The organism is Mycobacterium sp., assembly GCF_049683935.1.
Lineage (GTDB): Bacteria > Actinomycetota > Actinomycetes > Mycobacteriales > Mycobacteriaceae > Mycobacterium.
This window is the reverse complement of the sequence record NZ_JBAUJR010000201.1, coordinates 1-20,696: the sequence shown is the minus strand read 5'-3', so window position 1 is coordinate 20,696 and position 20,696 is coordinate 1. Positions and strand designations below refer to the sequence as shown.

20 protein-coding genes and 1 rRNA gene are annotated in these 20,696 nt (G+C 65.1%); 19 read left to right on the top strand and 2 right to left on the bottom strand.

The genetic code is table 11. The annotated features are described in order from the left end of the window. A partial coding sequence (gene rho, locus WA965_RS11365; protein ID WP_526447518.1) for a transcription termination factor Rho occupies nucleotides 1-1,641 on the top strand: 1,641 nt, incomplete at its 5' end. A gap of 38 nt (nucleotides 1,642-1,679) precedes the next feature. Here rho and WA965_RS11360 read toward each other — a convergent pair. After that, nucleotides 1,680-2,315 carry a TetR/AcrR family transcriptional regulator gene (locus tag WA965_RS11360; protein WP_526303186.1) on the bottom strand — a complete coding sequence of 212 codons (636 nt, stop codon included), beginning with the start codon at nucleotides 2,313-2,315 and terminating at the stop codon, nucleotides 1,680-1,682. Nucleotides 2,316-2,425: 110 nt separating this feature from the next. Between WA965_RS11360 and fadD1 the strand changes: the two genes are divergently transcribed. The 16 genes from fadD1 (at nucleotide 2,426) to WA965_RS11280 (ending at nucleotide 17,056) form a co-directional block, all read left to right on the top strand. Then, nucleotides 2,426-4,003 (top strand): fatty-acid--CoA ligase FadD1, encoded by a 1,578-nt coding sequence (gene fadD1 / locus WA965_RS11355; protein ID WP_526303185.1) that lies wholly within the window; start codon nucleotides 2,426-2,428, stop codon nucleotides 4,001-4,003. 135 nt (nucleotides 4,004-4,138) lie between these two features. Then, nucleotides 4,139-4,372 (top strand): 50S ribosomal protein L31, encoded by a 234-nt coding sequence (gene rpmE / locus WA965_RS11350; RefSeq protein ID WP_526303184.1) that lies wholly within the window; start codon nucleotides 4,139-4,141, stop codon nucleotides 4,370-4,372. Between the two features lie 133 nt (nucleotides 4,373-4,505). Next, nucleotides 4,506-5,549 (top strand): peptide chain release factor 1, encoded by a 1,044-nt coding sequence (gene prfA / locus WA965_RS11345; RefSeq protein WP_526303191.1) that lies wholly within the window; start codon nucleotides 4,506-4,508, stop codon nucleotides 5,547-5,549. A gap of 10 nt (nucleotides 5,550-5,559) precedes the next feature. After that, nucleotides 5,560-6,402: a peptide chain release factor N(5)-glutamine methyltransferase gene (prmC, locus tag WA965_RS11340; RefSeq protein ID WP_526303183.1), complete on the top strand. Its 843-nt coding sequence runs from the start codon at nucleotides 5,560-5,562 to the stop codon at nucleotides 6,400-6,402. 47 nt (nucleotides 6,403-6,449) lie between these two features. Beyond that, the gene (locus WA965_RS11335) at nucleotides 6,450-7,112 is read left to right on the top strand and encodes an L-threonylcarbamoyladenylate synthase (RefSeq protein ID WP_526303182.1); all 663 of its coding nucleotides are present in this window, start codon (nucleotides 6,450-6,452) and stop codon (nucleotides 7,110-7,112) included. A gap of 29 nt (nucleotides 7,113-7,141) precedes the next feature. After that, nucleotides 7,142-8,338: a glycosyltransferase family 4 protein gene (locus tag WA965_RS11330; RefSeq protein WP_526303181.1), complete on the top strand. Its 1,197-nt coding sequence runs from the start codon at nucleotides 7,142-7,144 to the stop codon at nucleotides 8,336-8,338. Between the two features lie 240 nt (nucleotides 8,339-8,578). Beyond that, complete coding sequence (locus WA965_RS11325) at nucleotides 8,579-9,043, top strand: ATP synthase subunit I (RefSeq protein ID WP_526303180.1); 465 nt, start codon at nucleotides 8,579-8,581, stop codon at nucleotides 9,041-9,043. Between the two features lie 21 nt (nucleotides 9,044-9,064). Continuing rightward, entirely contained in the window at nucleotides 9,065-9,817 is a 753-nt protein-coding gene (gene atpB, locus WA965_RS11320) for a F0F1 ATP synthase subunit A (RefSeq protein WP_178357857.1), read from the top strand. Nucleotides 9,818-9,924: 107 nt separating this feature from the next. Beyond that, nucleotides 9,925-10,170, top strand: a complete 246-nt coding sequence (locus WA965_RS11315; protein ID WP_178357856.1) for a F0F1 ATP synthase subunit C — start codon at nucleotides 9,925-9,927, stop codon at nucleotides 10,168-10,170. 9 nt (nucleotides 10,171-10,179) lie between these two features. Continuing rightward, nucleotides 10,180-10,701 (top strand): F0F1 ATP synthase subunit B, encoded by a 522-nt coding sequence (locus tag WA965_RS11310; protein WP_526303179.1) that lies wholly within the window; start codon nucleotides 10,180-10,182, stop codon nucleotides 10,699-10,701. Continuing rightward, nucleotides 10,701-12,038 (top strand): F0F1 ATP synthase subunit B/delta, encoded by a 1,338-nt coding sequence (locus WA965_RS11305; protein ID WP_526303178.1) that lies wholly within the window; start codon nucleotides 10,701-10,703, stop codon nucleotides 12,036-12,038. Before WA965_RS11310 ends, WA965_RS11305 begins: the two co-directional genes overlap by 1 nt. Nucleotides 12,039-12,090: 52 nt before the next feature. Continuing rightward, complete coding sequence (gene atpA / locus WA965_RS11300; protein ID WP_526303177.1) at nucleotides 12,091-13,737, top strand: F0F1 ATP synthase subunit alpha; 1,647 nt, start codon at nucleotides 12,091-12,093, stop codon at nucleotides 13,735-13,737. A gap of 39 nt (nucleotides 13,738-13,776) precedes the next feature. Further along, entirely contained in the window at nucleotides 13,777-14,703 is a 927-nt protein-coding gene (locus tag WA965_RS11295) for a F0F1 ATP synthase subunit gamma (RefSeq protein ID WP_526303176.1), read from the top strand. Between the two features lie 47 nt (nucleotides 14,704-14,750). Then, a complete protein-coding gene (gene atpD / locus WA965_RS11290; protein ID WP_526303175.1) occupies nucleotides 14,751-16,202 on the top strand; it encodes a F0F1 ATP synthase subunit beta in 1,452 nt (483 codons plus the stop codon). Between the two features lie 30 nt (nucleotides 16,203-16,232). Next, the gene (locus WA965_RS11285; RefSeq protein WP_178357850.1) at nucleotides 16,233-16,598 is read left to right on the top strand and encodes a F0F1 ATP synthase subunit epsilon; all 366 of its coding nucleotides are present in this window, start codon (nucleotides 16,233-16,235) and stop codon (nucleotides 16,596-16,598) included. A gap of 11 nt (nucleotides 16,599-16,609) precedes the next feature. Beyond that, a complete protein-coding gene (locus WA965_RS11280; RefSeq protein WP_526303174.1) occupies nucleotides 16,610-17,056 on the top strand; it encodes a DUF2550 family protein in 447 nt (148 codons plus the stop codon). On the opposite strand, the gene WA965_RS11275 is transcribed toward WA965_RS11280, so the two are convergent. Next, entirely contained in the window at nucleotides 17,050-17,625 is a 576-nt protein-coding gene (locus WA965_RS11275; RefSeq protein ID WP_526303173.1) for a cob(I)yrinic acid a,c-diamide adenosyltransferase, read from the bottom strand. The genes WA965_RS11280 and WA965_RS11275 overlap by 7 nt on opposite strands. An 80-nt stretch (nucleotides 17,626-17,705) precedes the next feature. Here WA965_RS11275 and murA point away from each other — a divergent pair, with 80 nt between their 5' ends. Both murA and WA965_RS11265 read left to right on the top strand, forming a co-directional pair. Then, on the top strand, nucleotides 17,706-18,959 hold the full coding sequence (gene murA / locus WA965_RS11270; protein ID WP_526303172.1) for a UDP-N-acetylglucosamine 1-carboxyvinyltransferase: 1,254 nt from the start codon (nucleotides 17,706-17,708) through the stop codon (nucleotides 18,957-18,959). 343 nt (nucleotides 18,960-19,302) lie between these two features. Further along, a 16S ribosomal RNA gene (locus WA965_RS11265) occupies nucleotides 19,303-20,696 on the top strand; the annotation flags it as partial.

Sequence of the window (20,696 nt, the reverse complement as noted above, 5' to 3'; positions counted from 1 at the left end):
CAACCGCCCCAGCAGCGACGCGAGCGTCGTTCCGCATCCCGCGGTGCGGGTGGCCCCAGCGGTGCCGAGCAGAACAAGGATCAGAACAAGCGGAGTCAGGGCGAGGCCGGTGACAACGCCGGCGACGCCAAGGCCGAGAAGAACGACAAGTCGGACAACAGGAACGATCGCGCCGACCGTTCCGATCGGTCCGACAGGGACAACGACAACCGCGGCGACAATCGCAACGACAACCGTGGCGACAACCGCAACGAGAATCGCGGTGACCGCAACGACAACCGCAATGACAACCGCGGCGACAACCGCAATGACAACTCCGATCAGCAGGGTGGTCAGAACCGGGGCGGCAACGCCGACGACGACGGGGAGGGCCGACAGGGCCGTCGCGGTCGCCGGTTCCGCGACCGCAAGCGTCGTGATCGCGGTGGCGACGGCGGAGGCGGCGGTGGCGGAGTCGATCGCGAGACCGAACTCCGGGAAGACGACGTGGTCCAGCCGGTTGCGGGCATCCTCGACGTACTCGACAACTACGCGTTCGTGCGTACCTCGGGTTATCTGGCGGGGCCGAACGACGTCTACGTCTCGATGAACATGGTGCGTAAGAACGGCTTGCGCCGTGGCGACGCGGTCACCGGCGCCGTCCGCGTCCCGCGGGAAGGCGACAGCGGTGGGGGGCAGAACGCCCGGCAGAAGTTCAATCCGTTGGTGCGTCTGGACACCGTCAACGGCAAGCCGGTCGACGAGGCAAGGAAGCGGCCCGAGTTCCAGAAGCTCACGCCGCTGTACCCGAACACCCGGCTGCGCCTGGAGACCACTCCGGACAAGCTGACCACCCGCGTCATCGACCTGATCATGCCGATCGGCAAGGGGCAGCGCGCCCTGATCGTGTCACCGCCCAAGGCCGGTAAGACCACGATCATGCAGGACATCGCCAATGCGATCACCAGGAACAACCCGGAATGCCATCTGATGGTCGTGCTCGTCGACGAGCGACCCGAAGAGGTCACCGACATGCAGCGTTCGGTGAAGGGCGAGGTCATCGCGTCCACCTTCGACCGGCCGCCGTCAGATCACACCCAGGCCGCCGAGCTCGCGATCGAACGGGCCAAGCGCCTGGTCGAGCAGGGCAAGGACGTCGTGGTGCTGTTGGACTCGATCACCCGTCTCGGTCGTGCCTACAACAACGCCTCACCGGCGTCGGGCCGCATCCTCTCCGGTGGTGTCGACTCGACCGCGCTGTACCCGCCGAAGCGGTTCCTGGGCGCGGCGCGCAACATCGAAGAAGGTGGCTCGCTGACGATCATCGCCACGGCGATGGTCGAGACCGGTTCCACCGGCGACACGGTGATCTTCGAGGAGTTCAAGGGCACCGGTAACGCGGAGCTCAAGCTGGACCGCAAGATCTCCGAGCGCCGGGTGTTCCCGGCCGTCGACGTCAACCCGTCGGGCACCCGCAAGGACGAGCTGCTGCTGTCGACCGACGAGTTCGCCGTGGTGCACAAGCTGCGCCGGGTGCTGTCCGGCTTGGACCCGCATCAGGCCATCGACCTGCTGATGAGCCAGCTGCGCAAGACCAAGACGAACTACGAGTTCCTGGTGCAGGTGTCGAAGAACACCCCCGGCGGCAACGACCACGACTGAGCGATTTCGGTGTCGCCCGTCGCGCACAATGTGACGGGCTACCCCGAAACCGCCGGCCACTGGTTCGGATCGCAGCGCAGCGCCGCCACGATGTAGCGGCGGGTGTGGCGCAGCACCGAGTCGTGGTCGTCGACGTCGAACTGTTCGCCGGGCACGGTCGCCAGGCTCATCGTGATCCTCGCGATCCACTCGGCGGCTTCTGCGCAGTCCGTGTCGGGATGGATCTCGCCGCGGTCCACCGCCGCCTGAACGTACGGCACCCAGAACGCGGCGATCTCCGGGATGAGTCCGCGAACCCCGAGGCCCACGCAGGCCGTGAATGCCTCAGGCTCTTCCTGGCGCAGCTTGAGCACGAGCGCTCCGGGCGTCTCGGATTCCCTGCGCGCCAGCGCGATTCCGCTGGTGATCTGCTGATCGAGTCCGGTCACCGCATCCAGGCGGACCCGCGACTCGGTCCAGAACGCATCGTTCAGTCGGACGATCGCCGCGCCGAGCAGTTCGGACTTGTCGGGGAAATGACGGTAGAGCCAGCCGCGGCTGACCCCGGCCGCCTCGGCCACCTCGGAGACGGTCGTCGCACGAATCCCTTTGACGGTCAGGCATTGTTCGGCGGCGTCGATCAGTCGATCCCGCACGGACCTGATGGCGGGTTTCGCCGCGGCGTCGACAGTCACGCCCCTATCTTCGCAAATGACCGGTCTCCGGTGGGCCGATGCGCCAGGCCCGCGGTCGATCGAGTAGACACGTGGTGAAATTTGTTCACTACCGGAGGAGGGTCCAGCGGGTGGCGGAGACAGTTCAGCAGCTTCTGCGGGAGCGCGCGGACGACGACGGCGTCGCGGTCAAATACGCCGGTCAGACCTGGACCTGGCGTGAACACCTCGGGTGCGCCGCGACCCAGGCCGCCGCACTGATCGGCATCGCCGATCCGGGAAAGCCCCTTCATGTGGGTGTCCTGCTGGACAACACGCCCGACATGTTGACGGCGATGGCTGCCGCCGGCCTCGGCGGGTACGTGCTCTGCGGGATCAACAACACCCGGCGCGGCGAGGCCCTCGCTCGCGACATCCGCCGAGCCGACTGCCAGCTCCTGATCACCGACGAACGCCACCGCGGGCTGCTCGACGGCCTGGACCTGGCCGGGGTGCGCGTGCTGGTGGTCGGGAGTCCCGAATGGCAGGAGCTGCTGGGACAGGCGGGTCCGCTCACGCCGCATCACGAAGTCGGCGCGACGGACACCTACATGCTGATCTTCACCTCCGGCACCAGCGGTGATCCGAAGGCCGTCCGCGTCATGCATGCGATGGTGTTGCTCGCGGGCGCTGCCCTGGCCGGTCGCTACGAGCTGACGTCGGCGGACGTCTGTTACCTGTCGATGCCGCTGTTCCACAGCAATGCCGTTCTGGCCGGGTGGTCGGTGGCGCTCAACGCGGGCGCCGCGATGGCGCCGGCCCAGTTCACCGCGTCGCGCTTCATCGACGATGTCCGCCACTACGGCGTCACCTACATGAACTACGTCGGCAAACCGCTGGCCTACATCCTGGCCAGCCCGGAACGGCCGGATGACCCGGACAACCCGCTGCGGGTGGCGTTCGGCAACGAAGCAAGCGACCGCGACATCGAACAGTTCGCCCGCCGGTTCGGATGCGAGGTGTGGGACGGGTTCGGCTCGACCGAGAACGCGGTGACCGTGACCCGCGAGGAGGGCTGCCCGGCCGGTTCGATCGGCAGGGGGTTTCCCGGCGTGGCCATCTACGACTCGGAGACCCTCACCGAGTGCGCTGTTGCCGAATTCGACGAGCACGGTGCGTTGGCCAACGGCGATGACGCGATCGGCGAGTTGGTCAACACCCAGGGGGCCGGGATGTTCGCGGGCTATTACAACGACCCGGGGGCCACCGACGAGCGAATGCGGCACGGCATGTTCTGGTCCGGCGACCTCGCCTACCGGGACGCCGACGGCTGGATCTATCTGGCCGGTCGCACCGCGGACTGGATGCGGGTGGACGGCGAGAACATGACCTCGGCGCCCATCGAACGCATCCTCATCCGTGAACCCGCGATCAGTCAGGTCGCGGTCTACCCGGTTCCCGATGAGCACGTCGGCGATCAGGTGATGGCCGCGATTGTCCTCCAGGATGATGCGACCCTGACGCCGAACGCGTTCGGCGAGTTCCTCGCCGCCCAGCCGGACCTGTCACCGAAAGCGTGGCCGCGACATGTCTGGATCGCCGAAGAACTGCCCAGCACAGCCACCAACAAGGTGGTCAAGCGTGAACTCGTGGCCAGGGGTGTCCAGCCTGACGGCCGGGTGCTGTGGAAGCGTGACGGCGACACCTACCGCGTGATCGGCAGGGAATAGGGCCCTGGGCGTAGGCGTTTAGGACACTGGCGGTTGACCTGGCATAATTCATCGCCGACACCTCGGTTCCGGTTCACGCCGCAAGCCTCCCAGAACGGGAGAGGCGACCCGGGGCCCACGATCGAAGAGGAAACCATGAAATCGGGCATTCACCCTGAGTATGTAGAGACCACTGTGCTGTGCGGCTGTGGAAGCAGCTTCACCACTCGGAGCACCAAGAAGAGTGGACAGATCACCGCCGAGGTGTGCTCGCAGTGCCACCCCTTCTACACCGGTAAGCAGAAGATCCTCGACAGCGGCGGTCGCGTCGCCCGCTTCGAGAAGCGCTACGGCAAACGTGCCGGGGCCAAGGCTGCCGACCACAAGTAGCTCTGGCGAGATCGGCGCCCGATCTGTCGCATCCGCGCAGGCCGGGCGCCGTTTCGTGGGTTGGAGTGACCAGTAGCAGACGGTGTGCGCGAGAGGAGGCCAGGTGACCGAAACGTCCCCGGCGGTCGAAGCCATGCTCGCCGAGCACGCCGATCTGGAACGTCGCCTCGCTGATCCCGAACTGCACGCCGATCCTGCGGCCGCACGTAAGGCGGGCCGGCGATTCGCTCAGATATCGCCGGTCGTCGCCACCTACCGCAAGCTCGAAACCGCACGCGGTGACCTGGAAGCGGCGCGCGAACTGGCCGCCGACGACGCGTCGTTCGCTGCTGAGGTCGACGAGCTCGCGGCAATGGTGCACGACCTGGAGACCACCCTCACCGACCTGCTGGCGCCGCGGGACCCGCATGACGCCGACGACATCGTGTTGGAGGTCAAGTCCGGGGAGGGCGGAGAAGAGTCGGCGCTGTTCGCAGCGGACCTCGCGCGGATGTACGTCCGCTACGCCGAGCGGCACGGCTGGAACGTCACGGTTCTCGGCGAGACGTTCTCCGACCTCGGCGGCTACAAGGACGCGACGCTGTCGATCACCAGCAAGGGGGACTCCGCAGACGGAGTCTGGTCACGGATGAAGTTCGAGGGCGGTGTGCACCGGGTGCAGCGGGTACCGGTCACCGAATCCCAGGGCCGGGTGCACACCTCTGCGGCGGGTGTTCTCGTGTATCCCGAACCCGAAGAGGTCGGGCAGGTGCAGATCGACGACTCGGACCTTCGCGTCGACGTCTACCGGTCGTCGGGCAAGGGCGGCCAGGGCGTCAACACCACCGACTCCGCGGTGCGTATCACCCACCTACCGACCGGCATCGTCGTCACCTGCCAGAACGAACGATCGCAACTGCAGAACAAGGCCCGCGCGATGCAGGTGCTCGCCGCCCGGCTGCAGTTGCTCGCCGAGGAGCAGGCACAGGCCGACGCGTCGGCCGACCGTGCCAGCCAGATCCGCACCGTCGACCGCAGTGAACGCATCCGGACGTACAACTACCCGGAGAACCGGATCGCCGACCATCGGATCAACTACAAGGCGCACAACCTCGACCAGGTGCTCGAGGGGGACATGGATCCGCTGTTCGACGCGCTCGCGGCCGCCGACAGGCAGTCCAGGCTGCAGAGCACGTGACGACGCGGCGATGAGAACCCGCCGGCTGCGCGACGTGATCGATGCGGCGACCGAGACGCTGGCCGCTTCCGGTGTGGGATCCCCGCGCGTTGATGCCGAACTGTTGGCCGCTCATGTGGCCGGCACCGACCGCGGCCGATTGGCGCTGATCGAGCCCGGTGCCGACTTCGTCGAACGATACGAACTGCTTGTCGCCCGCCGCGCCGAGCGCGTGCCGTTGCAGCACCTGACCGGAACGGCTGCGTTCGGCGCGGTGACCGTCGCGGTCGGCCCCGGCGTGTTCATCCCGCGCCCGGAGACCGAGTCCCTGCTGGAATGGGCGCTTGCCCAACCGCTGTCGCCCCACCCGGTGGTGGTGGATCTGTGCACCGGCTCGGCCGCGCTGGCAATCGCACTGTGGCACCACCGGCCCGCCGCCCGGGTGATCGCGGTCGACGACTCGGACGAGGCGCTGGCCTACGCGCGCCACAATGTCGCCGACACCTCCGTCGAATTGCTGCGGGCCGACGTCAGCACTGCGGGCCTGCTCGGTGAACTCGACGGCACCGTCGACCTTCTGGTAGCCAATCCGCCCTACATCCCTAACGGCGCCGAGCTGGAACCCGAAGTCGCCGAACATGATCCGGCGCACGCGTTGTTCGGGGGCGACGACGGTATGGTGGTGATCGCCGCGATCATCGGGCTGGCGGCGCGCCTGCTTCGGCCCGGCGGACGCTGCGCCGTCGAGCACGACGACAGCACCTCCGAACGCACCGTCGAAGCGTTCACCCGCGCAGGCGGATTCGTCGAGGTCACCGCACGACACGACCTCACCGGCCGGCCCCGCTTCGTGACCGCGGTACGTGGTGGGTGAGAGGCTCTTTACTGTGACATCCCAGCGAGAAGCGAAGCGGATCGCGCATGAGTGAAGCGTTCGACTGCACCGATCCCGCGCAGCGGGAGACGGGCATCGCGTCGGCGATCAGCGCGCTCAAGGGCGGGCGCCTGGTCGTGATGCCCACCGACACCGTCTACGGCATCGGCGCCGACGCCTTCGACAGCAATGCGGTGGCCGCGCTGCTGTCTGCCAAGGGGCGCGGCCGCGACATGCCGGTGCCGGTACTGGTGGGGTCGTGGCACACGATCCAGGGACTGGTCTACTCGGTGCCGCAGAGCGCCCGTGAGCTGATCAGGGCGTTCTGGCCGGGCGCACTGAGCTTGGTGGTGCACCAGGCGCCGTCGCTGCAATGGGATCTCGGTGATGCGCACGGCACCGTGATGTTGCGGATGCCGCTTCACCCGGTGGCCATCGACCTGCTGCGAGAAGTGGGGCCAATGGCTGTCTCGAGCGCGAACATCTCGGGGCGCCCCGCCGCGCTGACCGCCGGTGAGGCGCGCGATCAACTCGGCGATCTCGTCGAGGTCTACCTTGACGGTGGACCTGCCGAACAGCAGGCCGCGTCGACGATCGTCGACCTCACCGGCACACATCCGCGGGTGTTGCGTCAGGGCCCGGTGAGTGTCGATGCCATCGCCGGCGTCCTGGGCGTCGAGGCGGCGACCCTCACCACGCAGACGGATTGATCTGGAGTTTTGTGCACAACGGTTCGGCGATGATCACGGCGCCCATGTCGGAGAGCCTGATGGCGCTCTCCGAACAGGGTGCCGGTGTCCCGTTGCGAGAGCTGGCACTGGTCGGACTGACCGCGGCGATCATCACCTACCTGGCCACCGGCTGGGTGCGGGTGGTCGCGACCCGGTGGGGCGCGGTGGCCTACCCGCGCGAGCGTGACGTGCACCTGCAGCCGACCCCGCGCATGGGCGGCCTGGCGATGTACCTCGGTGTCGTGGCTGCGGTGCTGCTGGCCTCCCAACTGCCGGCATTGACCCGCGGTTTCGTCTACTCCTCGGGGATGCCCGCCGTGGTGGTCGCGGGCGGTCTCATCATGCTCGTCGGCCTGATCGACGACCGGTGGGGCCTGGACGCGCTGACAAAATTCGCGGGCCAGATCACCGCGGCGAGTGTCCTCGTCACGATGGGCGTCGCGTGGAGCGTGCTCTACATACCGATCGGCGGCGTGGGCACCATCGTGCTCGACCAGGTCTCGTCGATCCTGCTGACGTTGGCGCTGACGGTGGCGATCGTCAACGCGATGAACTTCGTCGACGGTCTGGACGGCCTGGCCGCGGGGCTGGGTCTGATCACGGCGTCGGCCATCTGCATCTTCTCGGTCGGGCTGTTGCGCGACCACGGTGGCGACGTGCTGTTCTACCCGCCCGCCGTCATCTCGGTCGTGCTCGCGGGCGCCTGCCTCGGTTTCCTTCCGCACAACTTCCACAAGGCCCGGATCTTCATGGGCGATTCAGGCTCGATGCTGATCGGCCTGATGCTCGCCGCCGCGTCGACGACCGCGGCAGGCCCGATCTCCCAGACGGCGTACGGGGCTCGCGACGTCTTCGCGCTGCTGTCGCCGTTCCTGCTCGTCGTGGCGGTCATGTTCGTACCGGCCCTGGACATGCTGCTGGCCATCATCCGACGGACCCGCGCGGGCCTGAGCCCGTTCAGCCCCGACAAGATGCACCTGCATCACCGACTGCTGGAGATCGGGCATTCCCACCGCCGGGTGGTGCTGATCATCTACCTGTGGGTCGGCATCGTGGCGCTCGGCGCGGCCAGCACGATCTTCTTCGACCCGCGCCACACCGCCGGGGTCATGGCGGGGGCGATCCTGGTCGCGATCGTGGCGACCCTGATCCCGCTTCTGGGGCGTCGGAACGGGTCCTTCGAGGATGTATACGACAAAAAGTAGTAGGCCCGATTTAGGCCCCTAACCATGTGTTAGGGTCTTCGCAGAACCCGAATGAACCTCGCGGGTTGCCGGCCCCCGTGCCCCTCGGTACATCGCCGATCGGCATGGAACAACGACCGACAAAGGATACTGACCCTTGGGTGATTCCAGTGTGCTCCTGGCAGTCCGATACGCTCGGACCGCCACGCACAGGAATGACGGGACAGTAGTCCTCGTGACCGCGAGATCGAGGTGAACTCAGTGACAACGCCAGCGCACGAAGCGCCGTTGGTGTTGCCCGCCGTGGCATTCAGGCCTGTGGTTCTCTCCGCGATCTGCGCAGCGATCACCGCCGCCGCGGTCGCCATTGCCGCAGTGCTGGGCTACCCGATGTTCGGGGTGTTCTTCGGCGTCGGCTTGGCGCTCGGCTTGCTCAACGCGCTGCTGGTCCGACGGGCCGTCCAGGCGATCACCGCCAAGGACCATCCCCTGAAGAGTCAGATGGCGCTCAACTCCGCCACCCGGTTGCTGGTCATCACCGCTGTCGGGCTGACCATCGCGTTCGTGTTCCGGCCGCAGGGCCTCGGGGTGTTGTTCGGTTTGGCGCTGTTCCAGGTCATCCTGGTGCTCACCACCTCGCTGCCGGTGCTCAAGAAGTTGCGCTCCGGCGAGGACCCCGCGGACCCCCTGACATCTCAAGCGCCTACGACATCCAACGACGGATAAGCACTGAAGGATCATCAACAGATGAGCGAACAAATCCTGGCTCTCCAGGTCGGCCACCACACCGAGCAGGAGTGGTTCGGTATGACGGTCAATGTCGACACCGTGTTGTCGACGGCGATCGCGGCTGCGGTCGTGCTGGTGCTGGCGTTCATCCTGCGGGCGAAGGTCACCTCGACCGGTGTCCCAGGTGGAGTCCAGCTGTTCTTCGAGACCGTGACCATTCAGTTCCGCAACCAGGTCGAGAGCGCGATCGGGATGAAGATCGCCCCCTTCATCCTGCCGCTGGCGGTCAGCCTGTTCACCTTCATCCTGATCGCCAACTGGATAGCAGTGCTGCCCGTGCAGTACACCGGCAGCGACGGCCTCGAGCATGAACTCCTCAAGCCCCCGGCTGCCGACGTCAACTTCGTCTTCGCGCTCGCGGCGTTCGTGTTCATCGCCTACCACGCGGCGGGGATCTGGCGTCGTGGCTTCCTCGGCCACCCCGCGAAGCTGCTCAAGGGTCACGTCGCATTCCTCGCGCCGATCAACCTCGTCGAGGAGATCGCGAAGCCCATCTCGTTGTCACTGCGACTCTTCGGCAACATCTTTGCCGGCAGCATCATGATCGGGCTGATCGCGATGTTCCCGGCGTGGATCCTGTGGGCGCCCAACGCGATCTGGAAGGCCTTCGACCTGTTCATCGGCCTCATCCAGGCGTTCATCTTCTCGTTGTTGACGATCCTCTACTTCGGGCAGTCAATGGAGCTCGATCACGAGGACGACCACCACTGACGAGACCGGACGACCCTCGAAGCACAGTTCAGCACAACGAATCTCGACCCGTTAGAAACGCAAAGACCCTGGTAGTCACTACTGCCAGTTATCAAGGAGGATAAGGAATGGATCCCACAATCGCTGCCGGCGCGCTCATCGGCGGTGGTCTGATCATGGCGGGCGGCGCTATCGGTGCCGGTATCGGTAACGGTGTTGCCGGTAATGCGCTGATCTCGGGCATCGCACGCCAGCCGGAAGCCCAGGGCCGACTGTTCACTCCGTTCTTCATCACCGTCGGTCTGGTCGAAGCGGCGTACTTCATCAACCTGGCGTTCATGGCTCTGTTCGTCTTCGCCACCCCGGTCAGCTAATACAGCGACATGGGTGAACTGAGCGCAACCATTCTGGCGGTGGAGGACGTCGGGGAGACAAGCAACTTCCTGCTCCCCAACGGCACGTTCTTCGTCGTGCTGTTGATCTTCCTGGTGGTGCTCGGCGTGATTGCCAAATGGGTGGTTCCGCCGGTCAGCAAGGTGTTGGCCGAACGTGAAGCCATGCTGGCCAAGACAGCCGCGGACAACAAGGAAGCGGCCAAGCAGCTCGAGGCTGCTCGCGCCGACTACCAGCAGACGATGGCCGCCGCACGAGGTGAGGCATCCAGCATCCGTGACGAGGCACGTACCGAGGGGCGCAAGGTCGTCGACGCCAAGCGTGCCGAGGCGGGAGACGAAGTCGCGCAGCAGCTGGAGAGCGCCAACAACGAGCTCTCGCAGAATGCCGAAGCCACATCGAGCCAGCTGGAGTCGTCGGTGGGGGATCTGTCCTCCACTCTGGCCAGCCGAATTCTGGGGGTTGAGGTGACAGCCTCATCGTCGCCGTCCACATCGGGCGGTGGTCGCTGATGTCGACTCTGATCGGAAACCTCGTCGGTTTCGCCATCATCGGCTTCCTGGTGTGGAAGTACGTCGTGCCGCTGGTCCGCAAGATGATGCACCAGCAGCAGGAGGCGGTGCGGGTTGCGCTCGAGGAGAGCAAGTCCGCCGAGGAGAAACTCGCCAACGCCGACCAGATGCACGCCAAAGCACTCGAGGACGCCAAGTCCGACGGCGCCAAGGTGACCGACGAAGCCCGCGCGGATTCCGCGCGCATCGTCGAGCAGCTGCGTGAGCAGGCTGGGACCGACGCCGAGCGGATCAAAGCGCAAGGGGAGCAGCAGGTTCAGCTGCTGCGGCAGCAGACGATCCGTGGTCTTCGACAGAACCTCGGTGTCGAATCCGTGCAGAGGGCCGAGGACCTCGTCCGCAACTTCGTCGCCGACCCGGCGGCCCAGTCCTCGATCGTCGACAAGTTCCTTGACGAACTCGATGACATGGCACCGTCGCCGGCAGTGCTGACGGCGGGAGCGACTCTCAACCTGCGGGCGGCGAGCCGCGACGCGCTGGCTGCGCTCGTCAAGGAATTCGAATCGGTCACCGACGGTGCCGACGCCGAGACCCTGACCGCGCTGGCAGAGAACCTGCCTGCCGTGGCGAAGTTGCTCCTCGATGAGCCGGCGCTGAACAAGGCTCTTGCGCAGCCGACCGAAGAGTCGGCCGCGAAGGTGCAGATGGTGGAGCGGCTGTTCACCGACAAGGTTGACGCGAACACGCTGAAACTCCTCAACACCGCTGTCTCACAGCGGTGGTCGAGTGAAGCGAACCTCATCGACGCTGTCGAGCATGTCGCCCGGCTCGCACTTCTGGTGCGTGCGGAGCGGGATGGCCAGGCCGAAGAGGTCGAGGAGCAGTTGTTCCGCTTCGGTCGGGTCCTCGACAACGAATCGCGGTTGAGCAGGCTGCTGTCTGACCACATGGTGCCTACCGAGCGCCGGGTCAGCCTGTTGCAGAACGTGCTCGACTCCGGCGGCGGGGTGAACGCCACCGCGGCGGCACTGTTGACGCAGACCGTCGAACTGCTTCGCGGTGAGCCCGCTGAAGTCGCCGTGAACGAGCTTGCTGAGCTCGCTGTCGCACGGCGTGGCGAGGTCGTTGCCGAGGTCACCGCAGCGGCGGACCTGTCCGACGAACAAGCCACGCGTCTGACGGAGGTGCTGAGCCGGATCTACGGCCACCCGGTGTCGGTTCAGTTGAACATCGACCCCGCCGTTCTCGGTGGGCTCCTGATCGCTGTCGGTGACGAAGTCATCGACGGCTCCATCTCATCCCGGTTGGAAGCGGCCCGCACAGGGCTTCCGGACTGACCTGACTCGAACTCGAGCAGTAACAAACGTAAAGGCAGGAAGACGAAAAGCCATGGCAGAGTTGACAATCTCGGCTTCTGACATCGAGGGTGCAATCGAGGACTACGTCTCCTCCTTCACCGCCGAATCCGAACGCGAGGAAATCGGCACCGTCATCGACGCGGGCGACGGCATCGCCCACGTCGAGGGACTACCTTCGGTGATGACCCAGGAGCTCCTGGAGTTCCCCGGCGGAGTTCTCGGTGTGGCGCTGAACCTCGATGAGCACAGCGTCGGCGTCGTGATCCTCGGTGATTTCGAGAAGATCGAACAGGGACAGCAGGTCAAGCGCACCGGTGAGGTGCTCTCGGTCCCGGTCGGCGACGCGTTCCTCGGACGTGTCGTCAACCCTCTCGGTCAGCCGATCGACGGCCAGGGCGACATCGAGTCGGACACCCGCCGCGTGCTCGAACTGCAGGCACCGTCGGTGATCCAACGCCAGGGTGTCTCGGAGCCGCTGCAGACCGGCATCAAGGCCATCGACTCGCAGACCCCGATCGGTCGCGGGCAGCGCCAGCTGATCATCGGCGACCGCAAGACCGGCAAGACCGCGGTCTGCGTGGACACGATCCTCAACCAGCGGCAGGCCTGGGAGACCGGTGACCCGAAGCAGCAGGTGCGCTGCGTGTACGTCGCGATCGGTCAGAAGGGCACCACGATCGCCAGCGTGAAGCGCGCTCTCGAAGAGGGTGGCGCGATGGAGTACACCACCATCGTCGCCGCGCCGGCTTCCGACGCTGCCGGCTTCAAGTGGCTTGCGCCGTACACCGGCTCAGCGATCGGTCAGCACTGGATGTACGACGGCAAGCACGTCCTCATCGTGTTCGACGACCTGTCCAAGCAGGCCGACGCCTACCGCGCGATCTCGCTGCTGCTGCGCCGTCCGCCGGGCCGCGAAGCCTTCCCCGGTGACGTGTTCTACCTGCATTCGCGGCTCCTGGAACGTTGCGCGAAGCTGTCCGACGAACTGGGCGGTGGATCGATGACCGGGCTGCCGATCATCGAGACCAAGGCCAGCGACATCTCGGCGTTCATCCCGACCAACGTCATCTCGATCACCGACGGCCAGTGCTTCCTGGAATCCGATCTGTTCAACCAGGGTGTGCGGCCGGCCATCAACGTCGGTGTGTCGGTGTCCCGTGTTGGTGGTGCGGCCCAGATCAAGGCCATGAAAGAGGTTGCGGGCTCGCTGCGTCTGGAGCTGTCGCAGTACCGTGAGCTCGAAGCGTTCGCCGCCTTCGCCTCAGATCTGGACGCGGCGTCGAAGGCACAGCTGGAGCGTGGCGCCCGGCTGGTCGAGCTGCTCAAGCAGCCGCAGTACACGCCGTACTCGGTCGAGGATCAGGTCGTTGCGATCTTCCTCGGCACCAAGGGGCACCTCGATTCGGTTCCGGTCGAAGATGTGGCGCGCTTCGAGACCGAGGTTCTGGAGCATGTCCGGGCTTCCCACGACGACATTCTCAGTGAGGTCCGGGAGACCAAGAAGCTGTCGGAGGAGACCGAGAAGAAGCTGACCGACGTCATCAACGAGTTCAAGAAGGGCTTCTCGGCTACCGACGGCAGTTCGGTGGTCGTGAACGAGGCCGAGACTGAGGCCATGGACGAGGAAGACGTCGAGAAGGAATCCGTCAAGGTCCGCAAGCCGGCCCCCAAGAAGTAGACCGACTTCATCTACGTGAGAGAGGTCTAGGAGAGCTAGATGGCTGCAACACTGCGCGAACTTCGCGGGCGCATCCGTTCCGCCGGGTCGATCAAGAAGATCACCAAGGCCCAGGAACTGATCGCAACCTCGCGAATCGCCAAGGCCCAGGCCCGAGTCCAGGCGGCTCGGCCCTATTCCACCGAGATCACCAGCATGCTCACCGAGCTTGCCAGTGCCAGCGCGCTCGATCACCCGTTGCTTGTGCAGCGGGAGAATCCGAAGCGGGCGGGCGTGCTCGTGGTGTCGTCGGACCGCGGGCTGTGCGGAGCCTACAACGCCAACGTGCTGCGGCAGTCCGAGGAGCTCTTCGCGCTGCTGCGCGACGAGGGCAAGAAGCCGGAGGTGTACGTCGTCGGGCGGAAAGCTCTGGGCTACTACAACTTCCGCCAGCGTGAGGTGACCGAATCCTGGACCGGGTTCTCCGAGCGGCCCACCTACGAGAACGCCCGCGAAATCGCCGACACCCTGGTGACGGCGTTCATGTCCGGCGCCGACGACGAGGGCGACGATGCCGGCGACGACGGCATCCTCGGTGTCGACGAACTGCACATCGTCTTCACCGAATTCAGGTCGATGCTTTCGCAGTCTGCGGTCGCGCGGCGGATCGCGCCGATGGTCGTCGAGTACGTCGAGGACGAACCCGAGGACGACGGGCCGCGCACGCTCTTCTCGTTCGAGCCGGACCCGGAGACGTTGTTCGACGCACTGCTGCCGCGTTACATCGCGACCCGCGTGTACGCGGCGCTGCTGGAGGCGGCCGCGTCGGAGTCCGCATCTCGACGTCGTGCCATGAAGTCGGCTTCGGACAACGCCGACGACCTGATCAAGGACCTGACCCTGATGGCTAACCGCGAACGTCAGGCCCAGATCACCCAGGAAATCAGCGAGATCGTCGGCGGCGCGAACGCGCTCGCCGACGCCTGACGCCCACCCAAATCGAACACAGAAGCCCCGTAGGAAGCGAAGAGGAAATGACTGCTACCGCAGAAGACACCAAGAGCGACAGCAAGAGCGGAACAGCCGGTCGCGTCGTACGTATCACAGGGCCGGTTGTCGACGTCGAGTTCCCGCGGGGTTCGGTACCCGAGCTGTTCAACGCCCTGAACACGGAGATCACCTACGGAGACCTGGCCAAGACGCTGACCCTCGAGGTCGCCCAGCACCTCGGGGACAACCTGGTCCGCACCATCTCCATGCAGCCCACTGACGGTCTGGTCCGCGGTGTCGAGGTGACCGACTCGGGCAAGTCCATCTCGGTGCCCGTCGGTGACGGCGTCAAGGGGCACGTGTTCAACGCGCTCGGCGATTGCCTGGACGAGCCCGGTTACGGCGAGGACTTCGACCACTGGTCGATCCACCGCAAGCCCCCGCCATTCGCCGAACTCGAGCCCCGCACCGAGATGCTGGAGACCGGCCTCAAGGTCGTCGACCTGCTCACTCCGTACGTGCGCGGTGGCAAGATCGCCCTGTTCGGCGGCGCCGGCGTGGGCAAGACCGTGCTGATCCAGGAGATGATCAACCGCATCGCCCGCAACTTCGGTGGTACCTCGGTGTTCGCCGGCGTGGGGGAGCGCACCCGTGAGGGCAACGACCTCTGGGTCGAGCTCGCCGACGCCGACGTGCTCAAGGACACCGCTCTGGTGTTCGGCCAGATGGACGAGCCGCCCGGCACCCGTATGCGGGTGGCGCTCTCGGCGCTCACGATGGCCGAGTACTTCCGCGACGAGAAGCAGCAGGACGTGCTGCTGTTCATCGACAACATCTTCCGGTTCACCCAGGCCGGCTCCGAGGTGTCCACCCTGCTCGGCCGTATGCCGTCCGCGGTGGGCTACCAGCCCACGCTCGCCGACGAGATGGGTGAGCTCCAGGAGCGCATCACCTCGACGCGCGGTCGCTCGATCACCTCGATGCAGGCCGTGTACGTGCCCGCCGACGACTACACCGACCCGGCGCCGGCAACCACCTTCGCCCACCTGGACGCCACCACGGAACTCAGCCGAAATGTGTTCTCCAAGGGCATCTTCCCGGCAGTGGACCCGCTGGCGTCGTCCTCGACGATCCTGGATCCCGCGGTCGTCGGCGACGAGCACTACCGGGTGGCGCAGGAAGTCATCCGCATCCTGCAGCGGTACAAGGACCTGCAGGACATCATCGCCATCCTCGGCGTCGACGAGCTGTCCGAAGAGGACAAGCAGCTGGTCAACCGGGCGCGCCGGATCGAGCGCTTCCTGAGCCAGAACATGATGGCGGCCGAGCAGTTCACCGGTCAGCCGGGTTCGACGGTGCCGCTCAAGGAGACCATCGAGGCGTTCGACAAGCTGAGCAAGGGCGATTTCGACCACCTCCCCGAGCAGGCGTTCTTCCTGATCGGTGGCCTGGACGATCTGGCCAAGAAGGCAGAGAGCCTCGGCGCCAAGTTGTGATGAGCATCCAGCTGCGAAAGGTGGTGTGACATGGCGGAACTGAACGTCGAGATCGTCGCTGTGGAGCGCGAGCTGTGGTCGGGTGAGGCAACGTTCGTGTTCACCCGCACCACCGCGGGCGAAATCGGCATCCTGCCGCGCCACATCCCGTTGGTTGCCGAACTGGTCGACGACGCGATGGTGCGCGTGGAGCGCGAGGGTGAAGACGACCTGCGGATCGCGGTCGAAGGCGGATTTCTGTCGGTCACCGACGAAGCCGTCCGAATCCTGGTCGAGCGTGCCGAATTCGAGTCGGAGATCAACGCCGACGACGCGAAGCAGGACTCGGAATCAGACGACGAGAGCACCGCGGCATGGGGCAGGGCGCGGCTTCGCGCTCTGGGTCAGATCGACTAGTAGGCGGGCCGATGAGCGCGTCCGTGCTGTTCATGGTCGCGCTGATCGGTGTGCTGTTGGTCGTGGTGGCAGCGCTGAGCTACCGGCTGTGGAAGCTGCGGCAGGTGGGCGGCACGGCGGCGATACTCCGCGACGTCCCCGCGGTGGGCGGCCACGGCTGGCGGCACGGCGTGATGCGATATCGCGGAGGCGAAGCCGGTTTCTACCGGCTTTCCAGCATGCGTTGGTGGCCCGATCGAACGCTGAGCCGGCGAGGTCTGGAAATCGTGTCGCGACGCTCCCCGCGCGGTGACGAGTTCGACATCATGACCGAAGAGATCGTCATTCTCGAGCTTCGAGATGTCGCGCCGGAAAGCGGACGCGGCTACGAGGTCGCCCTCGATCGGGGAGCTTTGACGGCTTTCACGTCATGGTTGGAGTCGCGGCCATCGCCGAGGGCGCGGCGTCGTACCTACTGACTCTGCCCGCCCGGCTGCCACAGGACATCGCCTTGGGGGTTCGCCACCCGGGACAGGATGAAGAGCAGATCCGACAGCCGGTTGAGGTATTTCGCCGGCAGCACGCTGATCGAATCACCGTGGGTGTCCATCGCGTGCCATGCCGATCGCTCCGCTCGCCGCGACACGGTGCGCGCTACATGGAGCAGCGCTGAGAGCGGGGTTCCACCCGGCAGGATGAACGAGGTCAGTGCCGGCAGTGGCTCGTTGAACTCGTCGCACCACGACTCGAGGCGGTCGATGTAACTCTGCTTGATGCGAAGCGGCGGGTACTCGGGGTTCTCGACCACCGGTGTCGACAGGTCGGCGCCCGCGTCGAACAGATCGTTCTGAATCTGCCGCAGGACGTCGAGAACTCGCTGATCCGGGTCACCAAGTGCGACTGCGACGCCGATAGCGGCGTTGGTCTCGTCACAGTCGGCGTACGCGGCCAGGCGGGCGTCGTTCTTGGAAACCCTGCTGAAGTCGCTCAGACCGGTGGTGCCATCGTCGCCGGTCCGGGTATAGATGCGCGTCAGGTGTACAGCCATGAGGAAACCGTACCGGTGTGTGTCGCCCCGCAGGGCGCTGCAAACTGACACGGCCGACGGCGCTGTTTACACTGACCCGGGTGAGCGAGCGTTTCGTAGTGACCGGCGGTAGCCGGTTATCGGGCGCAGTTGCCGTCGGGGGCGCCAAGAACAGCGTGTTGAAGCTGATGGCGGCCGCGCTGCTGGCAGAGGGCACGAGCACCATCACCAACTGCCCCGACATCCTCGACGTGCCGCTGATGGCCGAGGTGCTCCGCGGACTCGGCGCCACCGTCGAGCTCGACGGTGACGTCGTCATGGTGACCTCACCGGACGAGTTGAAGTACGACGCGGACTTCGCCGCGGTCCGTCAGTTCCGCGCGTCGGTGTGTGTCCTCGGTCCGCTGGTCGGCCGTTGTAAGCGCGCAAAGGTTGCGCTGCCCGGCGGCGACGCCATCGGCTCGCGCCCGCTCGACATGCATCAGTCAGGGCTTCGCCTGCTCGGTGCGCGGTGCAACATCGAACACGGTTGTGTGGTCGCGGAGGCGGAACACCTGCGCGGGGCCGAGATCCAGTTGGAGTTCCCCTCGGTGGGAGCGACCGAGAACATCCTGATGGCCGCGGTCCTCGCCGAGGGCGTCACCACGATCTACAACGCTGCCCGCGAACCCGATGTCGTCGACCTGTGCACGATGCTCAGTCAGATGGGCGCCCACATCACCGGCGCCGGATCATCGACCTTGTCCATCACCGGTGTCGACCGGCTCTATCCCACCGAGCATCGGGTCATCGGCGACCGGATCGTGGCGGCGACCTGGGGCATCGCGGCGGCGATGACTCGCGGGGACATCTCGGTCACCGGTGTCGATCCGCAGCACCTGCAGTTGGTACTTCACAAACTGCACGATGCCGGAGCCACGGTGACACAGTCTGACGACGGCTTCCGGGTGGTGCAGTACGAACGGCCCAAGGCGGTGAACGTCGCCACGCTGCCCTTCCCGGGGTTCCCGACCGACCTGCAGCCGATGGCCATCGGCCTGGCGGCGATCGCGGACGGCACGTCGATGATCACCGAGAACGTCTTCGAAGCCCGGTTCCGGTTTGTCGAAGAGATGATCAGGCTCGGGGCCGATGCCCGGACCGACGGCCACCATGCGGTGGTGCGGGGGATCCCGCAGCTGTCCAGTGCCCCGGTGTGGTCCTCGGACATCCGTGCCGGCGCCGGACTCGTGCTGGCCGGATTGGTCGCCGACGGTGACACCGAGGTGCACGACGTCTTTCACATCGACCGCGGGTACCCGAACTTCGTGGAAAATCTGGTCGATCTGGGCGCGGAGATCGAGCGGGTGACGTAGCCTCCGCAAGCTCAAATCGGGTTGTGTACTGGAGATTTGGGACTTAGGCCCGACAGAGCGTAGTATTTCGACAGAAGCCAGCGGCCCCGGTCGAAAGATCGGATGGACGAGGTTTGACCTCCCTGGTCACGTGCAGTACAGTGGCAGGGTTGCCTGAAAACCGGGTGTGTTGTTTGAGAACTCAATAGTGTGTTTGGTGGTTTTTGTTTGTTGTTTTTTGTTGTGTCCTTATTTTCCCGTTTGGGGGCATGACGTTGTTTTTTTGGATGCCGGTTTTGGTGTCTGTTTGTTGGTTTCAGGCTTGTTCTGATTCGAATGCACCTGTCTGTGGATGGGTTGTTTTTGTTTGGAGAGTTTGATTCTGGCTCAGGACGAACGCTGGCGGCGTGCTTAACACATGCAAGTCGAACGGAAAGGCCCTTCGGGGTACTCGAGTGGCGAACGGGTGAGTAACACGTGGGTGATCTGCCCTGCACTTTGGGATAAGCCTGGGAAACTGGGTCTAATACCGAATACACCTTGCTGGATGCATGTCTGGTGGGGGAAAGCTTTTGCGGTGTGGGATGGGCCCGCGGCCTATCAGCTTGTTGGTGAGGTTACGGCTCACCAAGGCGACGACGGGTAGCCGGCCTGAGAGGGTGTCCGGCCACACTGGGACTGAGATACGGCCCAGACTCCTACGGGAGGCAGCAGTGGGGAATATTGCACAATGGGCGCAAGCCTGATGCAGCGACGCCGCGTGAGGGATGACGGCCTTCGGGTTGTAAACCTCTTTCGCCAGGGACGAAGCGCAAGTGACGGTACCTGGAGAAGAAGCACCGGCCAACTACGTGCCAGCAGCCGCGGTAATACGTAGGGTGCGAGCGTTGTCCGGAATTACTGGGCGTAAAGAGCTCGTAGGTGGTTTGTCGCGTTGTTCGTGAAAACTCACAGCTTAACTGTGGGCGTGCGGGCGATACGGGCAGACTGGAGTACTGCAGGGGAGACTGGAATTCCTGGTGTAGCGGTGGAATGCGCAGATATCAGGAGGAACACCGGTGGCGAAGGCGGGTCTCTGGGCAGTAACTGACGCTGAGGAGCGAAAGCGTGGGGAGCGAACAGGATTAGATACCCTGGTAGTCCACGCCGTAAACGGTGGGTACTAGGTGTGGGTTTCCTTCCTTGGGATCCGTGCCGTAGCTAACGCATTAAGTACCCCGCCTGGGGAGTACGGCCGCAAGGCTAAAACTCAAAGAAATTGACGGGGGCCCGCACAAGCGGCGGAGCATGTGGATTAATTCGATGCAACGCGAAGAACCTTACCTGGGTTTGACATGCACAGGACGCTGGTAGAGATATCAGTTCCCTTGTGGCCTGTGTGCAGGTGGTGCATGGCTGTCGTCAGCTCGTGTCGTGAGATGTTGGGTTAAGTCCCGCAACGAGCGCAACCCCTATCTTATGTTGCCAGCACGTTATGGTGGGGACTCGTAAGAGACTGCCGGGGTCAACTCGGAGGAAGGTGGGGATGACGTCAAGTCATCATGCCCCTTATGTCCAGGGCTTCACACATGCTACAATGGCCGGTACAAAGGGCTGCGAATCCGTGAGGTGGAGCGAATCCCTTGAAAGCCGGTCTCAGTTCGGATCGGGGTCTGCAACTCGACCCCGTGAAGTCGGAGTCGCTAGTAATCGCAGATCAGCAACGCTGCGGTGAATACGTTCCCGGGCCTTGTACACACCGCCCGTCACGTCATGAAA